At 68.9% G+C, this 14431-nt stretch carries 12 protein-coding genes; 7 read left to right on the top strand and 5 right to left on the bottom strand.

Annotated features, from left to right (window positions below):
* The first annotated feature begins 81 nt into the window (after nt 1–81).
* From OHT76_RS29970 to OHT76_RS29955, 4 genes are read left to right on the top strand one after another with little or no spacing between them, the layout of a single operon-like run.
* On the top strand, nt 82–921 hold the full coding sequence (locus OHT76_RS29970) for a hypothetical protein (protein ID WP_328873972.1): 840 nt from the start codon (nt 82–84) through the stop codon (nt 919–921).
* Nucleotides 918–2231, top strand: coding sequence for a nucleotidyltransferase family protein (locus OHT76_RS29965; protein WP_328873971.1), 1314 nt, complete (start codon nt 918–920; stop codon nt 2229–2231). Before OHT76_RS29970 ends, OHT76_RS29965 begins: the two co-directional genes overlap by 4 nt.
* Before the next feature lie 3 nt (nt 2232–2234).
* The gene (locus OHT76_RS29960; protein ID WP_328873970.1) at nt 2235–3272 is read left to right on the top strand and encodes an alcohol dehydrogenase catalytic domain-containing protein; all 1038 of its coding nucleotides are present in this window, start codon (nt 2235–2237) and stop codon (nt 3270–3272) included.
* Nucleotides 3244–3966, top strand: coding sequence for a response regulator transcription factor (locus OHT76_RS29955; protein WP_328873969.1), 723 nt, complete (start codon nt 3244–3246; stop codon nt 3964–3966). Before OHT76_RS29960 ends, OHT76_RS29955 begins: the two co-directional genes overlap by 29 nt.
* 4 nt (nt 3967–3970) lie before the next feature.
* Here OHT76_RS29955 and OHT76_RS29950 read toward each other — a convergent pair whose 3' ends face one another.
* Complete coding sequence (locus OHT76_RS29950; RefSeq protein ID WP_328873968.1) at nt 3971–5302, bottom strand: phosphotransferase; 1332 nt, start codon at nt 5300–5302, stop codon at nt 3971–3973.
* Between the two features lie 287 nt (nt 5303–5589).
* Here OHT76_RS29950 and OHT76_RS29945 point away from each other — a divergent pair, with 287 nt between their 5' ends.
* The 3 genes from OHT76_RS29945 to OHT76_RS29935 all read left to right on the top strand — a co-directional run bounded on the left by OHT76_RS29945 (nt 5590) and on the right by OHT76_RS29935 (nt 10579).
* Nucleotides 5590–7494, top strand: a complete 1905-nt coding sequence (locus OHT76_RS29945; RefSeq protein WP_328873967.1) for an ABC transporter substrate-binding protein — start codon at nt 5590–5592, stop codon at nt 7492–7494.
* A gap of 3 nt (nt 7495–7497) precedes the next feature.
* The gene (locus tag OHT76_RS29940) at nt 7498–8433 is read left to right on the top strand and encodes a hypothetical protein (protein ID WP_328873966.1); all 936 of its coding nucleotides are present in this window, start codon (nt 7498–7500) and stop codon (nt 8431–8433) included.
* A gap of 67 nt (nt 8434–8500) precedes the next feature.
* Nucleotides 8501–10579 (top strand): hypothetical protein, encoded by a 2079-nt coding sequence (locus OHT76_RS29935; RefSeq protein ID WP_328873965.1) that lies wholly within the window; start codon nt 8501–8503, stop codon nt 10577–10579.
* Between the two features lie 16 nt (nt 10580–10595).
* Here OHT76_RS29935 and OHT76_RS29930 read toward each other — a convergent pair whose 3' ends face one another.
* Genes OHT76_RS29930 through OHT76_RS29915 form a run of 4 tightly spaced genes read right to left on the bottom strand, consistent with a single transcriptional unit; the run spans nt 10596 to nt 14287 of the window.
* Nucleotides 10596–11381 carry an ABC transporter permease gene (locus OHT76_RS29930; RefSeq protein WP_328873964.1) on the bottom strand — a complete coding sequence of 262 codons (786 nt, stop codon included), beginning with the start codon at nt 11379–11381 and terminating at the stop codon, nt 10596–10598.
* Nucleotides 11382–11391: 10 nt separating this feature from the next.
* On the bottom strand, nt 11392–12174 hold the full coding sequence (locus OHT76_RS29925; protein ID WP_328873963.1) for an ABC transporter permease: 783 nt from the start codon (nt 12172–12174) through the stop codon (nt 11392–11394).
* Nucleotides 12171–13160: an ABC transporter ATP-binding protein gene (locus OHT76_RS29920; RefSeq protein WP_328873962.1), complete on the bottom strand. Its 990-nt coding sequence runs from the start codon at nt 13158–13160 to the stop codon at nt 12171–12173. The genes OHT76_RS29925 and OHT76_RS29920 overlap by 4 nt, the downstream gene beginning before the upstream one ends.
* Nucleotides 13157–14287 (bottom strand): hypothetical protein, encoded by a 1131-nt coding sequence (locus OHT76_RS29915; protein ID WP_328873961.1) that lies wholly within the window; start codon nt 14285–14287, stop codon nt 13157–13159. The genes OHT76_RS29920 and OHT76_RS29915 overlap by 4 nt, the downstream gene beginning before the upstream one ends.
* Nucleotides 14288–14431: the final 144 nt, after the last annotated feature.

Raw genomic sequence — 14431 nt, 5'->3', positions numbered from 1 at the left:
CATAGACCACAGCATCACCGAACGTTACAGTAGCGCCCCACACGCCAAGCCGTGTCAGCCACTGGTTAGGGGGGACTGACCTTGGGTGCTGGGGTTTATTTTTCCTTTATTGGTATTGATGGCGTCGGCAAATCCACATTTGCCAGTCTGTTACACCGGACTTTGAGAGAGCGCGGTCATGACGCGCGACTGGTGAGCTGGCGGAGCGAACTCAGTGAACAGCCCTGGGCGACCAGCCGGACCGTGCAACAGGAACTCTGGGTCGAATCATTTCGACTGATGCATCTCGGCATGGGTGCGGATTTCCAGCCGCCCGCCGATTTCACCGCATTCCAGCAGGGAAACTGGGAATCCCGATTCGGCGACGCCTCGATCGAGCAGCGTCGGTCCGCGGGCCCACTTGCCGCCGCCTGGCTGGAATGGGCCGGTTACACCATTTTGCGCCATGAGTCCATCAAGCCACTCCTGGACCAGGGCATCACCGTCATCGAGGACAGTTCAAGCCTCAAGATGACCTACAAAGCCATTCAGCACGCCCGGGCCCTGAGTCAGGACCCCGCGATGGAGCGGGAAATAGACCGGGCGGAAAAAATGCTGCTGAGCCAGTTCCGCGCCTATCCACCCGATGTGCCGGTGATCGTATCGGGTCCCATAGATGTGGCTTTCCGGTGGCGTACCGAGCAGGACGGCGGCCTCGGGGTGCTGGAGGACATGTCGCCGGTCGGCGGCGCCCGCGGTTGGCCCGGTTTTCTGGAGCATCAAACCGCGTCGGACCAGTTCTTCCGGAAAGTGGCCGACGAATGGGACTGGCCACTCTTCGTGATCAAGGACGTGGAACCTGATCGCAACTTCTCCGCCCTCCTGAGCCGCCTCCGGGAGATTCCCGCGGCAGCCGCCCTGCTCCATGGGGCGGTCTCATGACCTCACAGGCCGAGACCCTCAGGATCCTCGCCCTGGCACATGTCGCTCCCCGCATCCCCCGTGAAGAAGCCGTCGAAGAGGTTCTGCGCGACGAGCAGAAGGCCCTCGCCGTCCTCCGCGCGAACCAGGTGCTCAGCTTTGCCGCCGACCGCCTGGCCGGTTCCGGCCGTGCGCCCGAGGGATCGGTGATCCTCGCCGCGGCCGAGGCCAAGCGCAAGGAGCGCGCACACCTCGAGGACCTGTGGTCGCAGATCGGCGAAGCCGTGGCCGAGGCCGGGATCCCGGTCGCCGGGATCAAGGGCCGGGCGGCCGTGGCGCTCTACGACGACCCGGGTGTGCGGGACTTCTCCGACATCGATCTCATGGCGGGAAGCATCGACGATGCGCTGGCCCTGGTGGAAGTGCTGCGCCGCCGCGGCTTCGAATGGTGGGGCAATGAACTTCCGTGGGTGAAACGGGACCGGCACACCGGGCGGATCTACGGCCAGGTGCCCCTGGACCTCGTCCGCGGCACCGAACGGTACGGCGTGGACCTCCACTTCTCCGGCTACTCCATCCGGCACTCCCGGTTCCTGCCCGTCGACGTGACGGGATCGGGGCTCCACCGATGGACGCCGATGGAGAATCTTCCGCTCCTGGTCGGCAACGCGGCCGGTGACTTCCTGATCCGGCAGAAGGACGTCAACGACGTCACCCTGCTGCTCGAGCGCTCCGACCAGGACTGGACACCGGCGCTCGATCGGATCCGGTCCGTCGGGCTCGGCCCGTTCTGGAACGCGATCCTGGCGGCGACCACCAGGACCGCCGCGCTCTCCCCGGAGGCCGCCGAGCGGGCGGCCGGTCTCACCCTCACCGGTGTGGGACGGGAGACTCCGCCCTTTGCGATGCCCGACCCACGCAGACGAGTCCGCGGAACCGTGCTGGACGCCTACCGCAGTGGCGGTGGACTGCTGCCCGGAATCCGCCTCGCGGCCGGCGCCTACCGCTACTACCGGCGTCCCCTTCGTCTGACGGCCGTGCAGTCGTGCCGGCACAGAGCCCCCGCGGCCGCGCCCATCCGGCATCTGCGCAACGACGTCTGCGTACGACTGGTGCCCATGGACATGGTGCGCACCCTGGACTCCGGCACCGCACCCGAGGATGCCCTCCAGCAGCGGACGTCGTCCGTGCCGGGGAGTGTGCGGATGCGTGAACTGCACTGGTCCGGGCACAGTTTCGCCCAGCTGAACGACGAGCTGTTCGCCCCCACCGTCCTCTATGACATCTGCCCCGTGCAGCGGGACGTGGCCGCCGCCGACGCGAAGGAATGACTGATGCTCGCCGTGGAGTTTCTGGGCCCCGGCAAGGTCGGGCTCGTGGACGTGCCCGATCCAGTGGTGGAGAAGCCCACCGACGCCGTGGTCCGCATCGTCGCAGCCGGGGTGTGCGGATCGGATCTGTGGCAGTACCGCGGTCTGGAACCGCTGCCCGCGGGCGCGCGCATGGGGCACGAGTTCATCGGGGTCGTCGCATCAACCGGCCCCGAGGTCCGGTCCGTACAGCCGGGCGACTGCGTCGTCTCCCCGTTCAGCTACAGCGACGGCGAGTGCGCCGCCTGCCGGGACGGACTCTTCGTCTCCTGTGCCGAGGGCGGCGTATGGGGCGATCCGGGGACACCAGGAGGCGCCCAGGCGGAGGCCATCAGGGTGCCCTTCGCCGATGCCACCCTGGTCCGCCTACCGGTCGCCGGGATCACCGACCCGGATGTCCGGCGCTTCCTGCCCCTGGCCGACGTGCTGCCCACCGGACACCATGCCGCGCACCTGGCGGAGGTCGGTGCCGGGACGGGAGTCGTGGTGATCGGCGACGGTCCGGTCGCGGCCGGCGCGTGTCTGGCGGCGCAACGGCTGGGAGCCGAACGGGTATTGGTGCTCGGGCATCATCCGGCCCGGCTGGCGGTGAGCCGAGCGGTCGGCGCGGAGACGGTGGCCGTCCGCAGTCCTGAGGAGGCGGTGGAGACGGTCCATGGCTTCTTCGGTGGCCTCGCGGACGTGAGCCTGGAATGCGTGGGCACGCAGGATGCGGTGGACACGGCCCTGGCCTGCGTCCGTGACGGGGGCGTGCTGAGCTATGTCGGCTGGCCGACGGCGGGAGTGGCCATACCGTTACGGTCGACCTTCGACCGCAACATCAGTGTGCGGGGCGGCCTGGCGCCCGCCCGCCGCTACCTTCCGGAGCTGCTCGCGGACGTCGCGGCGGGAGTCCTTGACCCCTCCCCCCTCATCGACGTGGAGCTGCCGCTGGAAGCGGCGGGCGATGCGTACTCCGCCATGGACCGGCGCGATGTCCTCAAAGTATGTCTGCGCCCGTGAGCGGCTTGAATCGGGAATGGTGTCGCTGGGGGCCAACATGCTCGAAGTTGCTGTCTGTTCGGACAGTGAGTTGTTCAGGGCGGGAATTCTGCAGTACATCAACTCCCAACCGGGCGGGGCTGTTCTGGCGGAGTCCGGGTCGAACTTGTTCAAGCTGGTGGAGGCGCTGAAACCGGCCGCGGTGGTGGTCGACGGCCATACACACTTCGGGCAGCTCGCCGAATTCGTCGGCACTGCGCAGGGCGGCGGCGCACCGGCTCCGCCGATGGTTGTCGTAGGCCTGCCGACCGCGATCGACACCGCCGTCACCCTGCTCGGCGGGCCGGTGCACGGGTTGTTGCCCGCTGATTGCCGTCCGCCGGAATTCCATGCCGCGCTCCGGGCGGCGGTCAGCGGGGACTACTATCTGTCGGCAAAAGTCTTCAGTCCGCTGCTGGCAAAGCTGAGCGATGTGACCCTGGTACCGCAGAACGGCGCCGGGCTCACCGGCCGCGAATCGGAGATACTGGGAAAGCTGGCCGAGGGCAGGTCCAGTGCGGATATCGCGGCGATTCTCAGTCTCAGCAAGCGCACCGTCGGCTTTCACATCTCCAACATCCTCGCCAAACTCGGTGCGAGCAGCCGGGCCCAAGCGGTCGCATACGCCTATCAGAGCGGGCTGCTCAGGCCTCCGACCGGGCTGGGCAAGCCGTGATCCGCTACAACACGTGGCCCATCCGGTCGAAAGCCGTGCGCACCCGTCGTATCCACCAGGACACCGTCTCCTCGGAGGGGCGGGGCAGCCCGTGCGGCCGGTTCGCGGCGGTGGCCAGGAGCACACCGAGTTCACCCGCCACCGTGTGGTAGATGACCGACAGTTCGTACGCCGGGCTGTGGGGCGGTGCGTCGGTCATGCGCAGCCATTCCGCTTCGAGCGCGTCCCGCTCGGCGTCGTCGCCCCAAGCGGTGTTGTACAGGTAGTACACGAAGTCGAGGTCGGCGGGGCCGTATGCGGACAGCCCCCAGTCGATGGCGAGTACGGTGTCCCCGCGCCGGCCGAGGTTCGGCGGCCTCAGGTCGCCGTGCAGCAGGGTGTCCGGTGCCGCGCGCGCCAGACTCGCCAGCAGCGCTACGGGGTCCGCGACCAACTGGAGTACGGCATGGGCCAGTCGAGGATCGGCCCGTTCGGCGAACAGCTCCCACATCCGGCCGGTCATCGCGGGGAAGTTGTCGCTGCCGTGCCAGTGCAGCAGCCTCTGGAGCGGTGAGAAGACGCGCAGCCGGTCCGCCGGGGAGCACAACTCCGCCCGTGGCGGTCGGCCACGGAACTGTGTGTGCATACCGGCGACCGCCGTCAGAATCTCCCGCGCGGGGTGGCTGGGGGCGGCGTTCAGTTCCGCCGAGATGTCCTCCATCACGATCGTCCACACGCCGTCGTGCTGCCGGGCGGACAGCACCGGCGCCCGCAGCCCCGGCGGCAGGGCCGCGTACACCCCGAGGGTGTGCAGTCGGCCCTCCCGGCCGGGGTCGTGGCTCGCCACGGCCAGCCAGTCCCGGCCCGGCCGTACGACCTTGACGACGACGGGACGTCCGGAGGGCAGCCTGGCCCGGAAGAGCGCCGCCCCCGACAGCCCGTCATGGGTGAACTCGGCGACTGTGCCGGGCAGTAGGCCGGCCGCCGGGGCATCGACCAGCGTGGGCGGCTCGTGCGGTGTCGCCGGCGAGACGAGATGGAGCAGGATGCGGTCGTCCCGCACATGCACCTGATGCAGTTGGCGTACCGGGACGAGTCTCCCGGCCCGGACGGTGTCCCGTTGGGTCATCACCTCGTAGCCGCCGGCCGCGGCCGTCACCGACCACGCGGTCAGCCGTCCGCCCGGCCCTACGGTACGGGGCCAGGCCGCCAGGACGGCCGGGGCGCCGTGGATCACTTCGGCGCGGCGATTGGCGAAGCATTCGAGGGTGCATTCCGGGTGATACCACCGCCGCAGGCCGGAGCCCTGCCCTGCACCAATCGCGGCGCGCAATGCGTCGAGAATGATTTCAGCCATGGAGCATCACACCGAGCAGACTTGCACGCCGTTTCCCATTTTCAATCTGTCACAACCGCCAGGGCAGGCTGTCAATCCGACCAGGTGGCATATCTGCGGAAAGTGCGGGTGGACAACCTGGCAAGACTCTCGTCCCCCTCCGCTGAGCTGACTGTTAGCATCGTAGATCACGCAGAGTGAAGTCCTCAATCCTTCGGAAGTTCACAAGTGATCGAAACGAAGGGAAATTCAGCATGACCTCAAGCGCGAATTCGGGTGGCACTGGTCGGCCATACAAGGAAAGCTGCATGCCGCTGCCCGAGTTGTTCCAGGGCCCGCGCATCGAGCGGCTCAACTACCGCATTTTCCCCAACCCGGACGACGCCCTCACAGCGCTCAACGCGGGCGAGATCGACCTCGTGGACTTCCCGATTACGAGCGACGAGCCGCCGGCCGAAGGCGTCACCATCGATCCGTGCCGGGACTTCGGCTACTACTTCGTGGCCTTCAACAACAGGCTCGCGCCGACCGACTCGAAGCAGTTCCGGCAGGCGTTCGCGTTCCTCCTCGACGACGTCAAGAAGACCGTCAGCAAGAAGGTGCCGTCGGACCGTGTCGAGGTCATGGACAGCATCATGGTCCAGTACTACGGGCGGCTCGTGAACCGCTATCTGCCCAAGTACGAGACCGAAGGCCCGGACGACGCGGTGGCCAAGGCGCTCACCACCCTCGGCTCCGAACTCGACGGCATGGCGGACGGCTCCGTCACCTGCCTGATCACCACGAACGACGCCATATCCCGGGCCATCATGGTCGCCCTGCGCGAGCGGGTGGAGCGGGCCCCCCAGCTGGCGCGCGTCATCAAGTTCGTCGAGACGACCCGCAACGACGTCGCCAACAACGTGTACTCGGGCGACGAGGGCGAGTGGCACATCTTCTGCGGCTGGCAGTACGTACAGGACAACCTGTCGCGCTGGAACCCCGGGATGAGCAAGCTGCGCCTGTCCCTGGACTGGACCGCGGACTTCGTGTCGACCAACAGCCGCACCCGCAACTACCCGGGCTTCAACAACCCCGAGTTCGACCGGGCCGCCCAGCAGTTCCTCACCACCCTCCACCCCCGCGACCTGCGCGGTGCGGTGATCACCGAGGAGCACCTCGAACCCTGGTGGAACAACGCCGAGTTCTGGGCCAAGGGCGGGGACGTACCGCAGAACGCCGACGCCCTGCTGCTGCTGTGGAAGCTGCAGTGGATGATCGCCGACGAGGCCCCGGTGGTGCCGATGTTCGCCGGCACCGTGAGCTTCGCCCGCCGCTCCGACGTCGTCGGCATCTGGAACGGTGACCCGCACGAGAGCTTCACCTATCCCGGAGCCAGCCAGCCCATCGAGTCGACGTACCCCGGCGGCACGATGAGCCACTGGACCTTCCAGCGGATCCGCCGGACCGACCCCGAGGTGAACGAGATCAACCTCGGTGTCACCAACCGGCTGCGCCACATCAACCCGCTCGGCGTCGGCAACTACTGGGACGCGCTGGTGTGGAGCCGGATGTACGAGTCGATGCTCGGGCTGAACCCCTTCCTGCTGATGAAGGGTGTCGCCGAGGACGCGGTCAACCTCGCCGACTCCTTCCACAGCGAGTTCTTCGGCTCCGGCACCGTCCGCTACGCCCTGCACTTCACCGTCAAGCCGGGGGTGCTCTGGCACGACGGCCAGGACTTCACCGCCGAGGACGTGGCGTTCACCTATCTGTCGATGCTCGGCGCCCGCGGCCGGAAGCTGGCGGAACGGCACGCCTCCACCGCCTCGTTCGCCTCGGCGCTGGTCAACGAGCAGGAGATTCCCGCCTGGGTGGACATGGCCCGCTGGCTCGAGCACATCGAGCTGCCGGACTCCAAGCACATCAGCCTGTACTTCACGCACAGCAGCCGTTACCTGCACGAATGGTTCGGCGACATGCCGATCGTGCCCATGCACGTCTGGCGCCACCTGGGGCCGGACTTCACACAGCCCTCCTATCGCGGGACGCAGGGGCTGTACGCGATCTCCGACGCGGAGCGCGGAGCCGGTGACGAGGAGTTCGCCGGCTGGAACGGACTGGTGGGAACCGGCCCGTTCCGCTGGACACCGTCCAGTGACCCGCTGAACAGCGGCGGCAGCCTGGTGCGGTTCAGCCAGTACCACAACCGACTGGAGCCGTTGGAAGGGTGACCCATGAGCATCCAGTACCTCGACCCTGAAGGCCAACTGCCCGAACACCGTGCCGCGGAACTGACGCGCGGGTTCCGGGCCATGATGAACGCCGACCAGGCCACCGCGCTCCAGGCCGTGCTGCCCTCGACGAAAGACGAGGACTCACTGGTCCGGGCGTTCGGCTTCCACTACCTGGGCGACCTGTACCACTTCCAGTGGGACTTCCCGCTCTCCCTGACCGCCTACGAGAAGGCCGCGGACCTGTTCGCCGAGAACGGACACGACCGCGGCCACATCCTCAACCAGATGCGCCTGGCCGACATTTATGTCGACGAGGCGGAGTCCAGCGGCGACGCGGCCACGGCCGACATGCGCTCCGCCGAGGAGCAGGCACACGCCCTGCTCGACGAGGCGACGGCGCGGGCGGAGGCGCTGGGCGACCAGTTCCTCATCGGCTTCGGTCTGCACTACAAGGCACTGTTCAAGACCGCGGACGAGGACTGGCCGGCTGCGGCCGAACTGGCTCAGCGCGCCGTTCAGGTGCGCTCCGCCATGGGGGACGAGATCTTCGTCCTCAGCAGCCAGGCGCTGCTGGCCCGGGCCCGGGCCGAGCTCGGCGACTTCGACGCCGCCGAGGAGTTGGCGGAGAGCACGTTCAAGCTGCAGATGCAGCGGGATCTGCGGGCGCCGAGCCTGGCCACCCTGCAGATCATCTCCGTGATCAACGACCGCCGGTCGCTCGCCCGCACCAAGGAGCTGACCAGCAAGTTCACGGCGGTCGAGCCGATCGCCAGGACTCCGTTCATCTTCGGGGACGTGCCCGAGGAGGAACTCGCCGTCATGGCGCACTCGGGTGAGACCGTCTCGCCGATCGTCGGCTCGGTGGGTCGCACCGACCGCAAGCGCAGCGCGCTGGTCACCGATCCCGAAGTAAAGGTGAGTGCTCTGCACTCGTGATGGCCCCGCGGCGGGGGGTACGGGACAGGTGCCCGTACCCCCCGCTCGCGTCTGCCGGCGGAGGATCATGCCGAAACTGGTCGCCGTAGCGACGATCGAGGAATACACCGCGCTGGCCGACGACAGCTCGCTGGTGGCGGTGCTGGGCGACCACACGCACCGCATACGCCGGCTGACGTCGGCCCGGCCCGACGGCGCTCAGCTCTCCCCCCGGCTCTTCGAGGGACGGGTGGTGCTGGCGCTCGGAGAGGCGGGTGCGTTGGCCGGCCGCCACCACGCGGCGCACAGCGGGGCCCGGTTGGTGCACTGGGACGGGCTCGACTCCTTCAAGGCGTCGGTGCTGGGTGAAGAGGTGTCGAGCATTACGGTGGTGGGGCTCGCGGACCACTTCGGCCCGGCAGGCATCCGCACCCTGCAGCGGGAGCTGACGGCGCCGTGGGGTGTGCTGACCGGGCGCGATCTGTCCGCGCTCAGCTGGGTGGTGGCCAAGCAGCAGCTCTACCGGGGCAACCACTGGTCACGGCATCTGTCACTGTCCACCCTCGTCGAGACCACCGGACCCGCCGGGCGGGCCGGTCCGCTGACGAGTCTGCAGAACGAGCAGATCACCCCGGCCGTCCTGCACCGGTTGCGCTCGGTGCCCTACGACTTCCTCGCCCTCAGTGGCCACGGAGACCAGGCGGACATCTATCTGCACAGCGGCTGGCTGTGCAGCCGGGATACCGCGACCGCCCCCGGACTGCTCGCGGCGACCCGCGGGGCCGGGGTGATGCGGTGCTGTGCCGAGGAGACCTGTTACCGGGCAAGGATCCATGAGCCGGAGACCGGACTGGCGGCCGAACAGAACGTGCTGGTGCCGGCGGCGGAGACCATGGCCTCGGTGCTGCTGCTGAACAGTTGCCACACGCTGCTCACCGCTCCCGGTTACCGCTACCGGCCGGAGAGCGCCGTGCTGGCACGGTGCCTGGAGGGGATGGCCGGAGCCGTCGTGGCCACCGAGCTCCAGCGCCGGGCGGAGCCCGCGGAGGCGCTGCTGATGTCGGCACTGTTGTGGAGCGGGCACTCGGCGGGAGTGGCCACATGGGCACTCAACCGCCTTCAGTCCGACTGCTTCACGGCCTCGCCCGTCTTCGTCCTGTTCGGCGATCCGGACCTGACGATCGCCGGACAGGAGCCCGGGACCGCGGTGACCGGTTCCCCGGTCCGGCTGCCGTCCTCGTCGAGCCATGTCAGCCGTGCGCCGCTCACCGACGCGGACGACGTCGTGCGCGCCGAGCCCACGGGCCCGCACCGGGCCGGTCGGCGGGCCTTCGTCGTTCCCGTACCGCAGGGCCGGGAAGTGGTGCTGGCGTCGGACCGCGGCCCGGTCACCGCCGATCCGGAGGTACGGCTGGTCCGGACCGTGGAACCTCGCATCGGCACGCGTGAGCTGCGGTTGCTGCAGGGGCGGCTCGGTGCGCTGACCACGCTTCAAGTGCCCTTGCCCGACGGGGCGGTCACCCGGCTGAGCCAGGCCATGGCCTCCGCCGTACGCGCCGTACGGCTGCCCGTGCAGCACCCCCGCGCTGTGACGGCCCCGAGGGAAGCGATCGCCGCGCTGGCCGACACGCTGCAGATGACGCAGGGAGCGGCGGTGCAGCGCCTGGTGCGGGAGTGGAGCGAGGCGCTCGGCGGCCCGATGATGGGCGTCGACGAGGAGCGGGTCGTGCACACCGGACTGGAACCCACCGAGGAACCCTGCCCCACGTGCCTGTCTCCACTGTTCCTGGCGACGGTTCAGGACGTGTACGTGCCCGGCGTGGAGCGCCGGCTGTGGCTGTGCCCCAGCTGCACCGTGGTCGCGGACCTGCCGGCCGGTGCGGACCGGTTGGCGGTGTCCGCGCCGGCGCAGGTGGAGCGCGGCCGCCCGTTCGAGGTGACCGTTCGGCTCCCGGACGCTCCCGTCGGGATGCCGGGTGTGACGACGGTGGGCGCCGCACTCCTCGGTGCCCGGGGACGCTGCCGGCCCGGCATGACGATCGGCGCCGGCACGCTGCGGTTGTACGTCCACGAGGACGCTGTTCCGGGGACGTACAACCTGCGTGTGGTGGTCCTGACCGATCTCGACTGCCTCTTCCATCTGCAGCCGGTGTCGGTCCTGACGTAGGCCCGGCCCGGACGGCTCAGGCCAGTTCGAGCGTGGCCCTGGTGCGTGCGGTCGTCTCGGCCCAGGCGAAGACCCCGACCGACGCCACGAAGTACACCAGGCCCACGACGATCTCGCCGAGCAGCAGTCCGCTCACCGCGGACAGCGTCTCCCCGTCGGCGATCCGGCGCGCCGCCTCGATGCCCCGGCTCAGCGGCAGCGCCTCGCCCAGGATGCGCAAGCCGGTCGGCAACTCGTCAAGGGCGACGTTCGCCCCGCTGACGAGCAGCATCAGCAGGGCCACCAGATTGGCGAGGAAGGGCACATCCCGGACGAGCAGCCCGACGGCCCCGAGACACAGTCCCAGGCCGGAACAGGCGGCAGCCGCCACCATCAAGGTCAGGGCCAGCGGCGCGACCTCTCCCGCGGCGATGTCCGCGTCCAGTACCAGTGCCCCGACGAGCAGCGTGTACGCGGAGACGAGCAGGCCGTTGAGGGCGAAGGGGATCAGCCGCCCCACGAAGACGATGATCCGGTTGGCGGGGGACGCCAGCAGCGCGGGCAGCGTGCCCGTCGCCCGCTCCTCCGCCATCGCGAGGATCGGCCCGTAGACACAGGCGACCGTGCACCCGACGACGGCGTTCCCGATGACGAAGTACGACGGGTCGGCCACCTGCGCATAGCGGCCCAGCTGCGCGAAGAACAGCATCTGCAGCACCGGCGTCACCAGCATCACGGAGAAGAACAGACTGGGCCGCAGCCATTCGAACAGCGCGCGGTACGACAGGTATCCGCCGATCACCAGCAGCCGTAGGGGAGCCATCACCACTCCCCTACCGCAGATGAAGCGTCGCGGTCACCCGGGCGCGGTGTTCCGCGACCCGGAGCAGTAGGACACCGCCGATCCCGTAGGCGATCCCCAGTCCGCAGCAGGCGGCGAGCTCCGGCCACGTCGATCCTCCCGTCGCCGCGCCGTTCAGCGCGTCCAGCGCCCAGCGGGGCGTCAGCAGTGTCCCGATCGCGTTGAATCCGGGCGCGAGCGTCGAGGCGGGGACGAGCAGCCCGCAGACGATCCACACCGGATACTCGAGCATGTTCGTGAACATTCCGGCCTGGCGGTAGAGCACGAACGCGGCGCAGAGCAGCAGTCCCAGCAGGCTCATGCTCACGATCATCACCAGGGTGGCGAGGAGGAACAGCGCCACACTGTCCACTTCCACGGGCACGTCGAAGGCCCACGCGCCGAGAGCGAGGGACCCGGCCATCGAGTAGAGCGACAGCGCGGCAGCCGCCACGCAGGAGCCTGCCGCCACCGCGGCGAGCGGTGCCGGGGCCGCGACGAGGAACGGCAGCGTGCCCTGTCGCCGCTCCCAGTTGAGCGTCCCCCCGGCGAGGAACAGCACCGACGTCCACGAGCCCATGACCGCCGCCCCGAGCATGGTCGCCAGGGTGAGTCGGCTGTCGTCCCCGGAGCCCAGGACGAGTCCGGCGACGGACGCGTAGATGATGGGCTGAACCACCGCCGCGATGAGCGAGAACCTGCTGCGCATCAGAAGTTTGGCGGTGAAGAGCGCGGCGGCGCCCGTCGCTCGCGCGGCCTCGGCGGCCGGGCTCATGTCAGTTCCCCGACGGGCCGGCTGACCAGCTCCACATAGGCGTCCTCGAGCGTCGGCTCCCGCAGCGGCATGGCCCCGACCACCGCGTCGCCGAGCAGAGCGGCCACTTCGCCGCCGGGGTCGTGACCGGCGCGGAAGTGGACGCGCATGATCTGCAACTGCTCCCGGTCCTGGATGTCCACGGCGCGCACGGAAGGCAACTGCTTGACCTTCTCGACGAGTTCATCGCCGACACCGCGCACCTCGAACTCGGCCACCCGGCCCAGGGTGGCCGCGGCGCGCAGCTCCTTCGCCGTGCCGGTGGCGACGATCCGCCCCTTGTTCATGACGGTGATCCGGTCGCACAGTTCCTCGGCCTCGAACATGTAGTGCGTGGTCAGCAGAATGGTCTTGCCGGCGTCCCGCAGCCCACTGATGACCTGCCGCAGCTCTCGCGCCCCCACGGGATCGATGCCGTTCGTCGGCTCGTCCAGCAGGACCACCCGCGGATCGTGCAGCAGGCCGCGGGCGAGATGCAGCCGTTGTCGCATACCCCGGGAGAACCCCTCGACGGGCCGGTCGGCCACGTCGGAGAGCCGGAACTGCTCCAGCAGTTCGGCCGCACGGGGCCGCGCGATCCTGGGCGGGATGCCGTACAGCTCGGCGAAGTAGCGGAGGTTGTCGCGGGCGGAGAGCCGGTCGTACAGCCCGGAATCGCCGCCGAAGACCACGGCGACCGTCTTGCGGACGGCTCGCAGGTCCCGCTGTACGTCCAGTCCGAGGATGTGCGCCGAACCCGAGGTCGGCACGAGCAGGGTGGCCAGGATCCGCGTCAGGGTCGTCTTCCCCGCTCCGTTCGGCCCGAGCAGGCCGTACACCGAGCCGTGCGGGATCTCCAGGTCGAGCCCGTGCAGCGCGGTGACCTGTGTCGCGGGGCGACCGCGGCCGCCGCGTATCCGGAACTCCCGGCGCAGTTGCCGGATGACGATCGAGGGGTCGGCGTTCACCGGGCCGCTGCTTCGGCCGGGCGGAGAAGTCCGCGGGCTGCCAGGGCGGTCACGACCGTCCTGGTGTCGTCGAGCGCCGTGTCCGGGCCGATGCCGAGAGTGCGCGCCGCGTGGTCGGCGATCTGGGGCACCGACCAGCGTCCGCTCGCGCATCCGTAGACAAGGGCCGCGAACGGCTGGAGTTCGGCGCTCTCCCCGTCCATGCGGACCACCAGCACCCTGCCGTCGTACATGCGGGCAAGCCGTACGTCGAGGCTGCGCCGCACCCGGTCCTGGGCCGAGGCGGTGTCCGGGTCCGGTGGGCTCAGCCGGCTGTAGGGGCAGGCGAGTTGGACGCAGCAGTTCAAGGTCTCCGAGAACGCGGCAAGGTCCTGGACGTGGGCGGCGAGCTCCTGCGGGCCGCTGCTGCCGGGCCCGCGCAGGGCTTGCTCGAAGTCTCCGAGCAGCTGCGGGCTGCCGTCGATGTGCTCCAGCCGCCGATGGCGCCACTTCTCCTGGGTGTTGGTGTCGCCACGGGCGGCGAGATAGGCGTCGAGCTGGGCCTCCATGCCGAGCCGGGCCTGAAGCAGGGCGTCGTACACCCGCCCGGCCGCCAGCCGGGTCACGGCGTCCGTGAAGTAGGACTCCGCGTACATGGCCTTGGTCTGGGTGATGTACCGCGCGAGCAGGTCGAGATCGACCGCGGACCGCAGCTGCTCGAATTCCGCTTCTCCGTACAACGGGCTGCCGATGCTGAGCCGGTGCAGGAATTCGACGGCCATGGGCCAGATTTCCAGGGTGGGCCGCAGCTCGTGGAAACGCACCTGCTCCAGAGCCCAGTGCACATCGTGCTCGGACCAGTAGCGGACGATGACGCGGTCGTCTCCGTGCAGCAGATGATGACTCGCGACCCGTTGCGTCCCGCCGGGAACGCTGAATCCGCCGATGGGCTTGATACCCGGCGGAATATCGCCTATGGCATAGAAGTTGTAATTGGAACCGGCGGTCGACCAGCCTTCCGCACGTGATCCACTGACGAATATCGTCAGCGCATCCTCCACCGGTAATCCGCCGAGCAGTTCGCGACAGGTGTCGAGCTCCTCCGGTGGCAATCTCTTCAGCCGGTCCTCCGCTGGGACGGATAGCAAGATCTCAACCTCCCGCACTGCCCGCCGACGGCATGCTCGAAGCAACGTGATGGTTAGTATTCGACCAGATCTTGGCGACTCAAGGGAGCCTGGTAATCAGGACAGGCACCTCGCCTTTGTGTCAGGTGCGCCAGGGGCGATGAA

This window comes from Streptomyces sp. NBC_00287 (assembly GCF_036173105.1).
GTDB lineage: Bacteria > Actinomycetota > Actinomycetes > Streptomycetales > Streptomycetaceae > Streptomyces.
This window is presented reverse-complemented; position numbering and strand designations above follow the sequence as displayed.

Coding starts and splice junctions, on each gene's coding strand:
- OHT76_RS29965 (WP_328873971.1), top strand. CDS start 918: ATGACCTCACAGGCCGAGACCCTCAGGATCCTCGCCCTGGCACATGTC.
- OHT76_RS29960 (WP_328873970.1), top strand. CDS start 2,235: ATGCTCGCCGTGGAGTTTCTGGGCCCCGGCAAGGTCGGGCTCGTGGAC.
- OHT76_RS29955 (WP_328873969.1), top strand. CDS start 3,244: ATGTCCTCAAAGTATGTCTGCGCCCGTGAGCGGCTTGAATCGGGAATG.
- OHT76_RS29950 (WP_328873968.1), bottom strand. CDS start 5,302: ATGGCTGAAATCATTCTCGACGCATTGCGCGCCGCGATTGGTGCAGGG.
- OHT76_RS29945 (WP_328873967.1), top strand. CDS start 5,590: ATGCCGCTGCCCGAGTTGTTCCAGGGCCCGCGCATCGAGCGGCTCAAC.
- OHT76_RS29940 (WP_328873966.1), top strand. CDS start 7,498: ATGAGCATCCAGTACCTCGACCCTGAAGGCCAACTGCCCGAACACCGT.
- OHT76_RS29935 (WP_328873965.1), top strand. CDS start 8,501: ATGCCGAAACTGGTCGCCGTAGCGACGATCGAGGAATACACCGCGCTG.
- OHT76_RS29930 (WP_328873964.1), bottom strand. CDS start 11,381: ATGGCTCCCCTACGGCTGCTGGTGATCGGCGGATACCTGTCGTACCGC.
- OHT76_RS29925 (WP_328873963.1), bottom strand. CDS start 12,174: ATGAGCCCGGCCGCCGAGGCCGCGCGAGCGACGGGCGCCGCCGCGCTC.